Below are 16916 nucleotides of genomic sequence, written 5' to 3' on the forward strand. Positions count from 1 at the left end.
GACCTTTACGACCTTATAACTTCACCCACAACAATTGTTCGTCCAGCAGTGAATTTGATCTTCTTGTTTATCACTATAGTGCTAGGTAGTTTTTCAACAATCTGATCTGGGAAAATAACACAGAAAGTTTTGATAAAAGGAATCCATTTGGTAAATATTGCCAGCGACAGATCTTGAGCGGAGGTGCACCAGGATCTGTCAGCCGGGAAGTCGGACACTAAACAACAATCATGGAGCCAAGGAGTAAAGGCATCTTTATTGTGAATATCTAAATCAACTCCCAAAACATCCCTATTTGTCTTCGCCATCCTGAGCATATTGACATTGTTATCAGAAGCATAGCTTTCCCTATCTAAAAGTTTAGCCGCCAGGGGAAGCAGACCTGTACCACAACAGGGATCAATAACAGGAGAACTCCCTGAAATATTTATAAGAGCAAGAGCAGCATGAGGTTTAAGGGAAACACAAGTTCTCTCTGTGATCTGCCCGAACTTCTCGACGATGCTATCTGTTTTCTCACGAACAAAGCCGGCAATCCAGAGCACATTATCTGGTGAGAAAACTAAAATAATTGATTTAGGATGAGAAGCTCTTATCTCCCCTCCGTGAATTTTTTCTGCCAGGAATGCATAGCTGGTGGAACCACATCTTTTGTTCTTATGAATTTTTTCAAGTCTGTAGGGAGATGGGATATTTTCGCTAAAGTTTGTGATGACTTCTTCTGGAGATGATCCTCGAGATACCTCTCTAATAGAAAACCTGGCATAGGCACTTTTCTCTAAGTCAAAACTCTCCCCATAAAAAAATCTATTTGAGGCTTGGGTCAAACCAGCAGAGATCATCTCGGCTAAGGCTAAATCTTCAAATCCTTCGGTTGTATTTCTATAAATCCAGATCATTAGAGGTCTTTTAAATTAAGGTTTGAAAGATGTTATGCAGCACCGTCACATTCTATTAGCACTCAATGTACTGTGTTCAAGCAAAGCAGTTTATAATCTCATCAGTATTCTTTTTGTGCTGTCATACAGTATGGCAACACTCACTGACGAGGAAATCGAGGATAAGGTTAAATTGGACATCTCTTGAAGGTTATACTTTTCGGGCAGCACACTATCTTCGGTGATTCTGCCCCTCGGAATAGCTCTAGCGTGAGGAATTCTATTTTTGATAGTAACATCTAATCCTGCAATGTCAGCCCCACTTTGACCACCTGATATGATTTTCTTTATCATTAAGTACTCTCTCTAAGACGTTGCAGTCGGAAGTTTTTTTTCGAATCTGACCAGTCTGCGCCATGAGATTTTATTTTCCTCCACCACGCAATATTTCTAACATTTTTTTTTGATGCTCTTTTATGTCAGTAAAAATCCATTCCTGCCCCGCTACACGAGTGTTTTGATTGTCTTGGCATTTCTGCATCATAATCATAAACTTGATTGACGCCACACTGACCTGCTTAATCTTTCCGGAAGTATCTAAGTAATGATCAAGCTTTGTTTTCGGACTCCAATTTGAACCTGAACTATTCGCCTCGCTACCAATCATAGCGTAGTTACCCAGGCAGTTTATTTGCTCTTTATCCAGCGCACCATTTTCTCCATTAGCATTGGCTTGCGGGTAGTAATGCTCTAAACTCCTGCGCGTTCTCGAAAAATAAAACTGTTGGAATACTTTCAGTCCAAAATCACTACATCCAAGTGAGGTAAAAAAATCAGTTCGGTTTGGATCGTCTTCTTTTATACTTTCGCCGCGAAGCTCATTAGCATATTTCTCCCACAACTTATAGTCAAGATAGTTGAAAACGAACAACGGAATACCCTTTGATTTTTCCGTGCCATCTCCATAGATTGCAGTAAAATCAAAATTGTCATTGAGTGGCTTAAAATTGAGTACATTGTTACAGAGGACGGTGTTATCGAAGCTACCAGGATTCGGCGTATTAATTTGGTTAAGGTTCTCAGCCATCAAATACACGTCTTTGAAGTATTTGTCCGCCAACTCCGACACGCAATCATAATACTTGCTAATATCCCTGTCGTCAGAACTGAACAGATACAGCAAGCAATAGAAGAGATAATTTTTCCTTTGTCTTGCCGTAAATGACACCTCGAACATCGAAAGCAACTGCACCAATTTATGTTGATGATCGCTTTCGCCGTCACGATTTTTCAGATAACCTTTTTTGCCGTCTTGTTGCCAATACTGCAGCTTCCAAGGGTTGTTCTCAATAGTGTCATCTTCATTTGAATGATGCACGAGATAATTGTCTAGCAGATATTTTGCCCTCAGCAAGTTGAAGCCGAACTTCTTTACAAATTCCTCCTCAACATGCACGTCATCAAATTCATGGATCAATTCTTTATCGTCGAGGATAAAATTCTTAGGTTTTAAACCGCTCTCTTCAATACGGGTGAGTTTTAACACAATTAGCAAGAAGTTTGAAAAGTCCATAATCGGCTGAAAGGTATCGATTTTGTACTTTTCTTCCTGCTGTTTATTTCCGCCCTTGTAATTGATAAAGTCTCTGATTTTCATTGTATTTTCGTTTTCATCCACATTCGGTAAAGCATCAAAACTTGAAACCTTAAAATCACAGAGATGCTTCCCAAAAATTGAGACTTCAGGATATTTTTGTTGTATGTAGACATTCATCTCGCTGCAAGATTCCCAAAGGCGATTAAACTTTGCCTTGTCCGCGTTATTTAGTTTTTCAATAAGGCGTGCTTTAATAATTTCGTGCTTTTCCAGTTGCTCGCCTCTGGAATTCATGACTTCAAAGTAGTGATTTAAGTCTATATCTTTCGGCACTTGGTAGTGAATCAGGTGAACACTGTCCAGAAAATAGGTTTTGAATCCATCTTGGCATTCTTTCAGAACTATTTCATTAATGGTGTCCTTAGCATATTTAAAGCCGTTTACGATTCCATAATCTTTTTCGTCAATCTCAAAACAAGGAATGCTTTGAATGGTGTCGTTCGATTTTTTGCGCGCCCGATACGTCAGTTTGTTTTGGAGGTAAACTCCCAATGCACCAAGTACGAGATTAATTGTGGTTAGCCTCTGTTGGCCGTCAATCACTTCATAGACTTGGTCTCCTTTGTGGAAGGACACCAATGTCCCAATAAAATAAGTCTGCTTTGGGGCGGTGGTGTATGCATCGTAGACATCCTGAATCAGCGCGGAAATCTCATCTTTTTCCCAGGCATAGTTTCTCTGGTAAATCGGCACTTCATAAGTAGCTTTATCGCCATTATAGATTTCGGCGATGGACAGTTCTTTGAGCGGCAGAGTTTTAGTTTTCATTTTCACCTTCCACGAATTTGTTTGTTTTGAAATAGTGGAGATAGCTTTGATAAATGCCGTCCTTATTCTGCTTATCCATATTATCTTTTTTCGCCTTTATGCAGCCAATCGGCAACGGATTCACCCTGTCGGAAAGTGTACTTAAAAGCGAAACCGGTGAATCTGCTTCGGTGATAATTTTGTATAGGTTGAAAGAGTTCTTAACTTTGTTGCCAATAATATAGTTTTGCGCAGACAGCCAACCGACATTATAATACTGTGCCCTAAGCGAATAAGCCCAAACAAAGGCAAAAACCACAAATTGGTTTAACATTTCCAAGTCCATTTTTGCAGGTCGTTCGGGACAAAATCTATCAACATAGAGCAAAATAGTGGTGTCGAACAGCAAGCGTGTGATTCGGTTACCAACACCATTTTTGTATATTCTCAGGTCAAGTGTTTTTATAATGTCGTTATCATTGATAAAATAGCCTTCATACTTGTCGTTGTTCTGAATGTCTTTAAGAATTTCAAAGTAGTGTTTTGCATAGTCAAAAAACGGCTTGCCCGCGACAATTGGTGTGTCCAACTGAAACGGTTTAAGATTCCGTATGCCCGAAACAAAAGGCATTGCGGACTGATTGACCGTATCGGCATAAGCAAATGCCCCTTTGTAGAATTGAGCGTAAGGGAAGTTGTCCTGCCGGGTGATGCCCTTGAATTGATATATATTATGCTCTGTAAGTCCCCAAGCTTTGTTGCCTTTTATCCATTCTTTCACACGATAGAGATAATCGCTGAACAGTGCCGAGAGTTCTTTTTGATTTAAGTCCTCCCAACCTTTTACAACCTTCTCGGTTTCTGCTACATCCAAATCGTTCATCTCGCGAAGATGATAAGCCTTAAGCAAATCATGGGGGTAAAGCTTTTTTCCACGAGCATTTTGCGAATCAAAGAACTGGAAGGCGTCGGATATGTTTTCTGTAATGATAACGATAAGTTCGCAATTATTTTTGATGTAATCCAGCAATTCCTTGCTATCCTTGTCGTCAATGATATTATTTGTACGTCTTTCCAGTGTGCGGAAGTTATTGGCAATATTACGCGTATTATGTGGATTATTTGCAAGAGGCTGCTCTAAAAAACTTATTGAATCAGCACCAAGAGCTTTAAGTAGCAACGTAAAGGTTATAGTTCGCTGTTGCCCATCGACAATGTTATATATTGATTCTTCCTCTTGATGGAGGATGAGTGTCCCTACTCGGTAGGTTTCTTTATTTTCATTTTTTGCATCAATAATGTCATCCAGTAGTTGAATTGCATTTTTTGCTGTCCATTTATAAGGCCGCTGATAATTTGGTATCACCAAGTTAATGTCAGTAATGGTATTGCCGTCTTTATCTTGCGTGATTTTATCGTGCAACAATAAGTCACCGATTTTGGTTATTGCGAGTTTTAAGCAAGTGGACAAATTATATTCTCCTATTAGAAATATTATTTACCACCGCCTGAACGGCGGTATATTTTATTCTCGCGTGTTACTTCTTTCAATATTTCTTCGGCTGCAACTATCATTTCAACGCATTGCGCCAATTGCAGTCAACTATATACATGCCGAAAAATTTCACACATAACGGTTGGATCATGTTGCCAAATTGTTGCTTAGTAAAACTCTCTCTCTATATGTTGGGTCCCTGATGATTTCCCAGGCATCCGTAGCAAAAGGTTGTTACGAGCATATACATGGACAGAGGATTGCATACTATCTCCACCTACAAAAACAACCCTAGCAGCCGACATCTGTCCTACACTAATTTCATATTAAGGGCAAGTAAGAAGCCTTAGGTGATATGGACAGAGAGTTGAGCACCGGAAAAATTTGCGATAAAGGAGTTTGACCTGTTTGAGCTAGCCATTTAAACTCCCGCAAATTTTGAGGAGCACAGGGGAGGCGACCGGAGTGGCGGGGCCAAGCACCTTCGTCTCTTTTGAGGAAAAGAGATGATGACTGGATAATGACCGAGTAAGTTTTTTTATCCGAACCCTTAAGACGTGTATTGGTTAACTACTTAATTTTAGATAAAAAAATAACAATTCCAAGAGCCCCCTTACTAAACATTGATATCTACACAAGCTCTGCAATACCCGTATGAATGGGGGTTGAGGGAAAATATAGAAACTGGTGCAGCCTTGAAAGAGCTCTTGCCCTTGGCAAGGGGGCTCTGGGGATCATCAGCGGGGCCATGGGGAGAGTTGGTGTAAGCAAAAAAGCCCTGCGTTAAATGATGCTTGGCTTATTTGCCGAGCTTTTTAACAAACCCCGGACCCCCCTTACCAAGGGGAGAAGTCTCCACAGTTCATGCAGACTCTCTCATTTTATGATTAAGCGCCAAGAAACATCGGTGAAACTCTTTGATTTACTGGCTTCTGGCAAGATGTGTAGATACTAATACTTATCAAAGAGAGGGGTTGCCCCTGCTCATTTCGACCTTTTTCCTGAGGGAGAGGCCCATGAAGAGATAAGAGCCAAGGTACTCAAGACGATGAGTTAAGAGCTGTTAGAGTTTTTTCGAGCCTGATAGCGGGGAGAATCGCCCCACTCATCCCAGCCAACACTCTCTCCTATCTGGTCAATACCGCTGACAAGTGCAAGCATGCTCTCATCACAAATCTCATCCTGACCAGGCTTATTTTCATAGAGCTGATAATTTGATTTGCACTCAGGCAGGGTGATATTGGGCATAATAACATTTGCCCCGGCCAGAAGTCCCCGTTCACGTCCATCGGGGGCGAGGGCTTGAAGGGCGGTGGTGGCAGCAATATTAATATTGGGCAGGAGAATACGGGCAAGGGCTATCATCTTTAGACCTAAATCCATCGATCGCTCAGGATCAGCTATAAAGTCAGGGGCCATCCCCTGAAGCGGCGCCTCGGCGTGGGGCAGGTAGGGGCCCATCCCGATCATATCCACATCAAGATCACGCAGGGCGAGAAGATCAGTCACCAGATTATCAAGACTTTGAAAGGGGAGATTAATCATCACCCCACTTCCCACCTGAAATTGGGCCGCACGCAGATCGGAGAGGGCGGTGAAACGACGAGAGTAATGATGGTCCGCCGGATGCAGGCGAGAATAGAGAGCTGGGGTAAAGCTCTCCATACGGAGCAGATAACGGTGGGCGCCTGCAGCAAACCACCGACGGTAGGTGGCAAGACTTTGCTCACCCAGGGAGAGGGTGATGCCAAGCCGTCCCTCACTTCGCTCCTTGATCCCAACAATAAGTCTGGTGATCCACTCGGTAAAGGCGGGAGATTGCTGCTCCCCTGCCTGAATCACCATTGAGCCAAAACGGAGACGAATCGCCTCATCGGCCGCAGAGAACACCTGCTCATCGCTCATCAGATAGCGTTGCACCGATCTATTGGAGTGGCGGATGCCACAGTAGTAGCAATCTTTAGCGCAGACATTACTCAGCTCGACCAGACCACGCAGTCGAACACGCTTACCAACATTATCAACCTTAATCTCGTAGGCAAGGCGGAAGAGTTGAGCAATATCGGCTCTCGTATCTAAGGAGAGAAGGGTTAAGAGATCACTGCGCTCAAGATTTTCCCTGGCAATAATCTTTGCAAAAACTCTCTCCCCTTGTTCAGTTCCATATTCCATACTTTTCACTAAAAAAAGAGATCCCGAGCGCCGGCATATATTTTCTGCAGACGCTGTTCCACTCGCTCCCGCATGGCCTGATCTGCCATCTCAGCAAGCTGCTTTTCCACCAACTCAAGCCCTATTTTTTTAGTTGCAGGCAGGGCATAATCCTCCAGATACTCCGTAAAGGTAAGCAGAGCATTGGGTTGGCAAAAACGCTTCACAAAACCGGGAACAGCAAACTCCATAAAGTGCTCACCAGTGCGACCAAGACGGTAACATCCGGTGCAAAATGAAGGGATATAGTTGGCCCGGCAGAGTTCGGCAATCACCTCATCAAGGGTGCGAGTGTCGCCAAGCTCAAATTGCGATTTGTCCTCTGCCTCATCCTCGCCTGCATAGGAGCCAATGCCAATACTTGAACCGGCATCCATCTGGGAAACACCAAAACGCATCACCTCATTGCGCATCTCAACCGATTCCCGAGCTGTAAGAATAAGCCCGGTATAGGGAACAGCGAGACGAAGTACGGCAACAAGATGCTTAAAATCTGCATCGGAGACCCCGGAAGGAGGGGCATCGGCAAACGCTGAACCTTGAGCAGGTTCAATCCGGGGAAAGGAGATAGTGTGTGGGCCGACTCCAAAACGCTCTTCAAGATGAATGGTGTGATGAAGTAAACCCATCACCTCAAAGCGCCAGTCATAAAGTCCCATCAGGGCGCCGATTCCCACATCATCAATCCCCGCCTCCATGGCCCGATCCAGGGCATGGAGTCGCCACAAATAGTTTGATTTTGGTCCGGCAAGATGAACAGATTCATAGGTCTCTTGGTGGTAGGTCTCTTGAAAAACCTGATAGGTCCCTATTCCTGCCTCTTTGACCCTGGCAAATCCTGCTAGATCAAGGGGGGCTGCATTGATATTAATCCGGCGAATCTCCCCCCTACCCTTTTTCACCCGATAGACCTGCTCTACTGTCTTGGCGATAAACTCAGCATCATATTGAGGATGCTCGCCATAGACCATAATGACTCGCTTATGACCGTGGTCAATGAGGGCTTCCACCTCATCCTGCAAACCCTGCTCCGTGAGGGTTGTGCGCTGACAGTTGCTGTTTTCACTACGAAAGCCACAGTAACTGCAGTTATTGATACATCTATTGCCGACATAGAGCGGAGCAAAGAGAACAATACGGTTGCCATAAACCGCCTGTTTGAGCTGTTCGGCACCGCGGAAAATATCTTGTAAAAGCTCAGGGTCACGAACATTAAGCAGGGTCGCAGTCTCTCGGGGCAAGAGGCGTTCCTTGCCCAGGGATTTTGCAATGATCGCATGAATCATTGCCGCATCGGCATCCACGGTTTCCCGCAGGTCGCTGGCAATTGCCTCTTCGGGAATAAAGGAGCTCAACCCCGTGGTATCAACCGTGACTGGGCCTAAGAGAGAAGATTGCACCGTCACATCCTTTTATGCGAGTTGATGGTGACAAGCTCAGAAAATGGCGCAGTAACCCGCGGAAGCACCCCTTTCATCAATGAAATTGCCATACCATAATTGGTAATAGGAATACCTAGTTCTCCCGCTTTTTCCAGCCGGGATAGGGTCTCCTGTCGATTAAGCATACAACTGCCACAGTGGATAATAAGTTTATAATCCTCAAGATTCTCTGGGAAATCTCGCCCTGAGAAAACATCTATTTCCACTTTTTTGCCACTATATTTTCTCAGCCATCTGGGAATCTTTACCCGACCAATATCATCTTCGGTGGCGTGGTGGGTGCAAGCTTCGGCAATAAGGACTTTATCACCATCAATAAGCTGATCAATAGCCTCGGCCCCGGCCAGCATCTGGGCCATATCACCCTTTAAGCGCGAGAAGAGAATAGAGAAAGTGGTGCAGGCAAGCTCCTCAGGCGTCTGAGCAACCATCAAATCCACCACCTGGGAATCACAAACCACCAGATCGGGCAGGCGAGAAAACTCCTGCAAGCAATCAGCATAGCGATCCTCTTTTACCACTGTAATCATCGCCCCATGATCAAGGGCATCGCGGATTGCCTGAACCTGGGGCAGGATGAGGCGATGCTTGGGCGCTTGCAGATCAATGGGGACAATCATCACCACCCGGGAAAATTGACCAAGCAGATCACCCAAAAGTTTTGGCTCGGTTATGGGCAGAAGATTGTTCGTCGCAATTGTAGCTGTAAATTCGGTAAGAAAAGCGTCCCGGCCTCCCCGATCAAGGGCATTGCAGGTGAGGAGGTGAAGCCTGCGAGTTGCCATCTCAGCCCTAAATTGCGGGGAGAGTGGGGAGATATCATAATGGCTGGAAACAACAAGCAGCGGCTTCTTTTTCCCAAGGGCTGTCTGATAGATAAACTCCTCTATCTCGCCCCACTGATTGGGCTGGATAAGCAGAATCAGCAGATCAACCCGAGCAAAAACAGCACGGGTTTTCTCGGTGCGAAGATGGCCAAGGGCACTCTCATCATCAAGGCCTGCTGTATCATGGAGAACTACGGGGCCCAGGGGCAACAGCTCCATACTCTTCTCCACCACATCGGTGGTGGTGCCGGGCTGGGACGAGGCGATCGCAACATCTTGATCCACCAAAAAATTTAGAAATGTCGATTTGCCCACATTGGTTCGGCCAAAGATACCGAGATGGAGCCGCATCGATTTTGGTACTGTTTGCATAAAAACCACAAAAGAAGAGTACTCCGCCAGAGCGAACTCTGGCGGAGAGAAGATTACTTGTCGAGAATGCTGGGGCTATTTTTGGCAAAATCCTGGCACTTTTTGGTCGCCTTCTTCAAGGAGATCAGATTAGCAGGTCCGGCAACACAGCCACCTTCACAGCCCATGACTTCGATAAAGTTGCCGGGAGCCTCTCTCTTTTGGCTATAGCGCTTGAGTTCGCGCATGCTCATCTTGTCAAGACCATTGATACTTATCGGCTTTACCTCAGTTCGATCACCAATCATTGCGGTGATGCCAGCGGTAACACCACCAGTCACCGGAAAGCTACGACCCTCCCGCATAGCAGGAAACATATATTCGCCATCTTCGCACTGCTCAAAGTCAATTTCAAGGGCGGCAAAAAGGCTACCAAGCTCCTGGAAGGTCAGCACATAATCAACGCCCTCATCCCGAGCACCCTCTTTACGCTTGGCCACACAGGGACCAATAAAAACAGTCTTATAGTTTGAATCTACGGCCTTGACCTTGGCTGCGGTGTAGTGCATTGGCGTTCTGGTATCCGAAACAAATTCGCCAAGATCAGTGAGGTGCTTCCTCACCAGCATGGTATAAGCAGGACAGCAGGATGTGGTCATAAATGGTGCACCTTCCTCCATCCGCTCCACAAACTCCTCCGCCTCTTTATGAGCGGTGATATCAGCCCCACTTGAGACTTCCGCCGCCTGAGCAAAGCCTATTTTTTTTAGGGCCGTCACAAGCTTTGCCATGCTGGCATCAAACTCTCCGGCAATGGCAGGAGCAACCATTGCAACCAACTTCTCCCCTGACCTCATCGCCTTGAGCACATCAAGCATTTGTGACTTTTCAAGTACAGCCGCAAAGGGACATTGGGCCATACACTTTCCACAAAAGATACAGAGATCATAATCAATAACCTGACGGCCCGAAACATCCTTTGAAATTGCACCGATGGGGCAAGCTACTTCACAGGGAATGGGAATTTGAACAATTGCGTGGTAGGGACAGACCTTCAGACATTTTCCACAATTGATGCAGAGATTCGAATCAATATGCGATTTTCCCTGAACCATGGTGATAGCATCTTTAGGGCAGCTCTGAATACAGGCTTGGGCAAGACATCCCTGACAGGCATTGGTAACCTCATAATGGGTACGAACACAGGCATTACACGCCTCATCAATAAAGGTGAGGGTGGTGGAAGTTACTGAATCACGCTTAAGCGCCATCTCTGCATATTCAGCCAGAGACTTCAGCTCGTCATCATCTTGTTCAATAGCAAATCCCAAAAAAGCCATACAGCGATAGCGAATAATTGCCCGCTCGCGCCAGATACAGCAACGGGAGCTTGCCTTTTGGTCTCTAGGCCGCATCTGAATGGGGATGGCATTAACATTTCCAGCAAAATCATCGCTAAAAAAAGCCTTGGTGATAAGATTAAGAACTTCATGATTGATAGTGCTGTGATAACTTTTGAAATACATAGATGTAACTCACCAAAGAGAAAATTAACAGGGAAGAGAAGTGCAAGCCCCCCACAAATGACACAGAAACAACATTCCTCCCAGCCTCTTCTGCACCGCTGACAAGAGCTTAGAGCCTATCAGAAAATAACATGCACATCTTGCATCTCAGCTTCGGGCCATCTTCGACCGCTTCTCAATCGCAAAATCCTCGATGTAGCCCTGCTACGTCTGCAGTTTTGCTCAATCGGCGCGGCCAAATCTAACCCAAGCCTGAGCGAAATTTTGGCCATCTTATTTTGTAACAGACCCTTAGCCCACGAAACATTCCGCGAAATTTTTAGATAGAGGAAAGTTTACTTGTAAAATATTCAGCAAACGAAAACAATGTTTATTTACCACCCCAAAACCCTTATTTATGCTAGGTATGCGCAATTTCTTTATTATCAAAAACTTAATTTGTTCCAGTAAAAAACAGTTTGTTGCAAAACGAGACAACAGCACACCTTTCCTTCGATCACACTTCACCTATTTACCAACACCAAATTCTCATTAACTCCCATATCTCCATTCTCTTTTTCAGCAGAAAATGATAGTTACCCGTCTCCTTATCAACTCAATCAAAAGGAAAATAATTTTAAAATATTATGCATTTATTGGCGGATTACTTCTTGCTGGAGCAAGCAGCGCCCTCGCAGCCCCCATTTGCCAAAATAGAAAAACAGCTTGAAACAGATCACCCAAGCGTTGAACTCACCCGTCTTATCTCCGACAAAGGCGAGAAAAACGAGATCATGGCCTCTACCAAGAGCTTCTGGACCAGCTTCCAACCGAAGATGTTAAGATGAAAGCAACCCAACTCATCAAACTTCTCCGGGGGAAGGCGGAATAAAGGCCAGACCAGGGGGAAGCATCTCAGCCGACAGGTAGCCCCCACGGGCAGATATTTGTGAATCTCATTAATCATTTCTGACCTGGGCTAGAGCATAAAAGCCAATGCCTTGATCGTTAGCATATCTCTGGCAAGTTGCACGCTATCAGAAACGGCAACGGCAAGAGCAAGGACGGTTAACCACGGCTTAGAGGTCACAGAGATTTTTTAGTTCTCTACAGGAAAGATATAGTGCAGCTCCCCCTCTGAGAAGTGGAGGTGACTTGAGGGCAACTTCATCCCCCTAAACTTCTGTTTAAGTAGACCTCTATGGTGTTGGGTCCCTGCACAGCTTCAAGCAGATAAGTTCTGCACTGCGCTACTCGCCTCTACACAGAAGGCACGGGTTTTCTGCGCAGAAGGCTGTGATCATGGGTAGCTAACGATGCTTAATCATTGACCATAACAATAAAATTGTGTATTTAAGAAAACTGACGTTTAAATTGTAAAATACAATATATATTGGGCCTAGCCTTGAACTCTTACCAAACAAAACGTAAACAATTTCAATCTATTAGCAGACAGTTACTTATCTTTTATGTGGAGTTGCAAACATGACAAAAGAACTACTTAAGATAGATCTCGATGATATAAAAAATAGATATGTAAACGATGGAGACTTAATTTGCTGTAGCGTCGATACCGCAAATTACCCTCACATTCAACCTATAGTTTTCTTAAAAGACGATGTTTTCTACAATATATCTAATGAAGACTCACGAACAATATACAACTCTAGGTTTAAAGAACATATCAGTGACACTGAAGAAATATTCAGTCCACTCTATGAAAGATTTTTACCAAATGAATTATTTTTATTAAATAGATTCGCTGACAATAAAAGTAAATGGTCTGCGGCAGATCCTTACTTTTTTGCTTTTGGAAACGACACATTACCAATCACAAACCATCAAGCCTTAGAAGTTTTTGATGGATTTTTTTCCTTAGAAAATGATTTCTTCGTCCCCAAGCATAATGAATTACTTGAATTACTCAAAAATAAAATTGACAAGGGCATAACAAACCGTTTCTATGTCAAAACACAAGACACTGTTTTTGGCCCCTTTGAAGCAAAAAAGATAGAAACGAATAGTGTTAAATTGGCAGCAGTTACCATAAATAATGACACCATATATGAATGGAACTACTCTACAATAAAAAATGATTCTATTTTCGAATTTTCTGAACCTGAAAGAAACAATAAAATTATTCGCTCGATAACCTCAGGATGGCTTAAAAAAGAAGACAGCAAAAAAAGTATTATTTTCAAACCTGACAGTGAAATTTTAAAATGGGTAAGTCAACGCACTAAAAAATCTTGTAGCCTCACAAAATCTGATTATAAAAAATTTGAAGAAATCACAAAAGCATTTCTATCATACGAAGTTAATTCAGATGAAAAATTCATCTACAAGAGAGCAATAAAGCTTATCGAAAAAAGCAAGGAAAACAAGAAAATTGTTGATGGTTTCATAGATTTTTTACCAGGATCTTCCATAATTACGGAAAAGCTAGAAGCACTTGAAAAAGAAGCAGAGGAAACACTCTATAAAAACAAAATAATAAAAAAAGAAAACAAGGAAATTGACGAAGAAATCAAAAACAATACACAAATAAAGAACGATTTACTTAACAAAATAGAAGAACTCAAGAAAAAAACGGAATTTGAACAAATAGAAGTTACCAAGAGAGAAAATGAGGAGCTCACATTACAAATCAAAAAAGATGAAACGCTAAGAAAAGAATCTGAAAAAAGAGAAAAATACTCGGAACTCTATAAAATAAATGCAGAAATCAGAAAAAAAGAAAACGCGATTGAAGATCTCAAGGAAAAAGAGAGGGAGTTGAGTGCGGTTATAACAGACTTATCTGACCAATTTATCAATAAACAAAAAGAAGCTCACAGTAGTCTACGGGAATTAATAAAATCGAAAACTCATTTTGATTTTATCAGTGGGAGGAATTTTGAAGATGAAAATAAAACTGTGGAAGATTTTAGTCCGATTATTATAGATTCTTTTTATAAAAATGTTTTAGAAGACACAGGTTTTGTTTCGCATGAAAAATTTTTACTAGATAAAATTGCCACCTCCTTAAAATATTATGGCAGGAATTATGACAACAACTTTATTGCTAATGTGTTGATATCTCTATATCAAAACATGGGCACTATCTTTGCTGGACTACCAGGAACTGGAAAAACTTCTTTAGCCAGAATTATTTCAAAAATTTTAACAAAAGATAACAGGAAAGTTGTTGAAATACCAGTTGCACGTGGTTGGAGTTCTCAAAAAGACTTTATAGGGTTTTACAATCCTCTTTCCAAAAAATTCATTCCGACAAATGAAAAAATGTACTCTTTATTAAGGTTAAGCGATGAAGAGGTCTCCTTAAAGACATATAAAGAAAATAATATAGGAATTGTCATCCTTGACGAAGCCAATCTGAGCCCAATGGAACATTATTGGTCTAGTTTTTATAACTTAACAGATAGTAGAGTCGATGATGAAAACATGCTAGAAATAAACATTGGCACTGAAGCAGAATTAAAATTTGCGAACAACATCAGATTTATCAGCACAATTAACATCGACCAAACAACAGAAGAACTTTCTCCCAGAATTTTAGACAGATGCAACGTAATAAGAATTCCAACAGACAATATTTCCTACACACATTCTGCCAATAAGTATAACAGCCAAACTGACATAGAGATTAACTTTTCAGATATAATAAAGTTGTTTAACTTAAAAGACTTTAACAATGGATTAACACCTGAAGATCTAGAAAACGAATCTTACAAAAAAATATACCTAGAATACTGTAAAACAAAAGATGCTCTGAAAAAATTAAAAATAACAGTTAGCCCCAGAATTGACAATGCATTCACGGATTACTTCCTGACAGCACTTAGATTTATGCCTGAATACAAAGCGCTAGATTATTTCATTGCCCAACGATTACTAACAAAAATAGATGGGCAGGGAGAAGCATACAAAAAAAACCTAGCAATACTCCTTGAGAAGTTGAAAGAAATATTCATAAACGACCATTCCACTAAATCATTCAAAAATGATTCCATAGAAATACTAGAAGAAATTATCGAGACTGGCTCAGAAAGCGAGTTTTACAACAACTACAATTACTTTTTGATAAGCTAAAATGTATTCCATTGAAATAACGTCTTTCAACAACAACAACGTTGTTCAAAAAGCGAACAACACTTTCGATATCAAGGAAACATTTAACTACAATATTATTCTGCGAAGAGAGGGGATAGTACAAAATGGTTTTCTTCTTATTGATGGAGTTTTCAATCAATTTGGAGAACAAAGAACTATTGCGCTCGGAAAAGAAGAAAAGACACCTTTCATTAACTGCTTTGGTCTCTTTACTTGCTCATACGATGGACAATTTATTGCAACTTTCGACGTTTCAACTACAAAACTTAGTGGTGTAGAAGCTAAAAATATTCTAGAATACGTCTACCATAACTCCCAAGAGTTATTCACCAGCAACCTGAACAAAACAAGAAATTTCACCTCTGGTGGTAGTACAAAAAACAACCTATCTCTTTTTAATTATATTGGTGTAATTAAAGAGTTGCTTGCATGCTTAAAATCTTTTTTGCCAATTTTGAAAAACAAAGCGCTTTACAAAATACGGAAAGAAATAACAATAGAAAGATATGAAGAAAATTGTGCAACTAGCAAGAGCTTAGAGTGGATACTTGCAAACCTTGATAAGCATATTTACGGCAACAGTTTAAAAGGTTTACCAGGAGCTTTTGAAATAGATGGTACATTTGCCTTACCTAACCAAATAGAAATAGAAAAAAACATAAAAGATTTTTCCATATATGAAAATAAGATAATTATTGGAGCAATAAAAACATTAGAGTTACGTATTCGCGATACAATCTACCTAGTAAAATCTAATATAGAAGACAACGATATAATCGATGAAAAATTTGCTAGTTTTAATACGATAAAGAAAATATTGCTATCGAGCGAGCTCAACAATTTAGCAGAAGCGAAGCACACTCTATATGAATTAAAAAACAACTATTTTTCGTTTTTTAATACTGTACCATCCATACAAGAAAAACCAAAATTAACACATAACTTCAGAAGAAAAAAACATTATAGAAATATTTATGAAAAAGTAAGATTATTATATGATTCATCTTTGCTCCCGACAGGAATACATCTTGTTCTAGGGATTAAAAACATTGATATATTATATGAATATTACGTTTTTTATAAAATAATAGATTTATTCAAACAACTCTATGGAGAACCGACAAAAGTCGAAACAGAAGAGAAAGAACAAATAATAAAATATGTAGAATTCATAAATGAACAAGGAATGACCTTCAGAGTTCACTATCAATTAAGAATAAACAAAGAAAAAATAACGCCATCATACCCTTGGCTCAAGCTATTTGTAAACTCAAACACCGCCAGCCATTATACCCCAGATATTGTCGTAGAATTCGAGTTTAACTCTGTCTTTAATTACGCAATTTTTGATGCAAAATATAGTACAAAGAAATGGATAGAGGGTACTTCCGTAAATATAGGAAACACAACTCAAACCGTAATAAACAAATATTATTTATCTGTTTCCCATAGAGGCGAGCCATACAAAAAAATAGATTACTTATTTCTTGTTTACCCTAGTAGAATATCAGCAAAATTTTTCACAAAAGAGACAGATTATTATCCAATAATTGCAGCAATACCCTCTGTTCCAAACAACAACAGTCATCTACAAGATATTATTGAAACAATCGCTAGAAACTGGGCGAATAACACTCAAGCGCATCACCCTAAGCCAAGCATTTAATATAAAAACAAGGATACTCCATTC

General features: G+C 41.3%; 11 protein-coding genes. 3 read left to right on the top strand and 8 right to left on the bottom strand.

Annotated features, from left to right (window positions below; all coding sequences use genetic code 11):
* Positions 1 to 5: 5 nt before the first annotated feature.
* The 8 genes from DP_RS12040 to DP_RS12075 form a co-directional block, all read right to left on the bottom strand.
* Positions 6 to 899 carry a TRM11 family SAM-dependent methyltransferase gene (locus tag DP_RS12040; RefSeq protein WP_011189613.1) on the bottom strand — a complete coding sequence of 298 codons (894 nt, stop codon included), beginning with the start codon at positions 897 to 899 and terminating at the stop codon, positions 6 to 8.
* A gap of 90 nt (positions 900 to 989) precedes the next feature.
* Positions 990 to 1232 (bottom strand): YpsA SLOG family protein, encoded by a 243-nt coding sequence (locus DP_RS12045; RefSeq protein ID WP_011189614.1) that lies wholly within the window; start codon positions 1230 to 1232, stop codon positions 990 to 992.
* Positions 1233 to 1302: 70 nt separating this feature from the next.
* Positions 1303 to 3303, bottom strand: a complete 2001-nt coding sequence (locus DP_RS12050; protein ID WP_041277958.1) for a DUF262 domain-containing protein — start codon at positions 3301 to 3303, stop codon at positions 1303 to 1305.
* Positions 3293 to 4753, bottom strand: coding sequence for a DUF262 domain-containing protein (locus DP_RS12055; RefSeq protein WP_011189616.1), 1461 nt, complete (start codon positions 4751 to 4753; stop codon positions 3293 to 3295). The genes DP_RS12050 and DP_RS12055 overlap by 11 nt, the downstream gene beginning before the upstream one ends.
* Before the next feature lie 1077 nt (positions 4754 to 5830).
* Positions 5831 to 6949 carry a [FeFe] hydrogenase H-cluster radical SAM maturase HydE gene (hydE, locus tag DP_RS12060; RefSeq protein WP_156792289.1) on the bottom strand — a complete coding sequence of 373 codons (1119 nt, stop codon included), beginning with the start codon at positions 6947 to 6949 and terminating at the stop codon, positions 5831 to 5833.
* A gap of 8 nt (positions 6950 to 6957) precedes the next feature.
* A complete protein-coding gene (hydG, locus tag DP_RS12065; protein ID WP_011189618.1) occupies positions 6958 to 8394 on the bottom strand; it encodes a [FeFe] hydrogenase H-cluster radical SAM maturase HydG in 1437 nt (478 codons plus the stop codon).
* Entirely contained in the window at positions 8391 to 9629 is a 1239-nt protein-coding gene (gene hydF, locus DP_RS12070; protein ID WP_041277959.1) for a [FeFe] hydrogenase H-cluster maturation GTPase HydF, read from the bottom strand. Before hydF ends, hydG begins: the two co-directional genes overlap by 4 nt.
* A gap of 53 nt (positions 9630 to 9682) precedes the next feature.
* On the bottom strand, positions 9683 to 11134 hold the full coding sequence (locus DP_RS12075; protein WP_011189620.1) for a 4Fe-4S dicluster domain-containing protein: 1452 nt from the start codon (positions 11132 to 11134) through the stop codon (positions 9683 to 9685).
* Between the two features lie 650 nt (positions 11135 to 11784).
* Between DP_RS12075 and DP_RS12080 the strand changes: the two genes are divergently transcribed.
* From DP_RS12080 to DP_RS12090, 3 genes are all read left to right on the top strand, one after another.
* Positions 11785 to 11961, top strand: a complete 177-nt coding sequence (locus DP_RS12080; RefSeq protein ID WP_156792290.1) for a hypothetical protein — start codon at positions 11785 to 11787, stop codon at positions 11959 to 11961.
* A gap of 637 nt (positions 11962 to 12598) precedes the next feature.
* Entirely contained in the window at positions 12599 to 15205 is a 2607-nt protein-coding gene (locus tag DP_RS12085; RefSeq protein WP_011189622.1) for an ATP-binding protein, read from the top strand.
* A 1-nt stretch (position 15206) separates the two neighbouring features.
* A complete protein-coding gene (locus tag DP_RS12090; RefSeq protein WP_011189623.1) occupies positions 15207 to 16892 on the top strand; it encodes a hypothetical protein in 1686 nt (561 codons plus the stop codon).
* The last annotated feature ends 24 nt before the right edge of the window (positions 16893 to 16916 follow it).

This window comes from Desulfotalea psychrophila LSv54 (genome assembly GCF_000025945.1).
GTDB classification, from domain to species: Bacteria; Desulfobacterota; Desulfobulbia; order Desulfobulbales; family Desulfocapsaceae; genus Desulfotalea; species Desulfotalea psychrophila.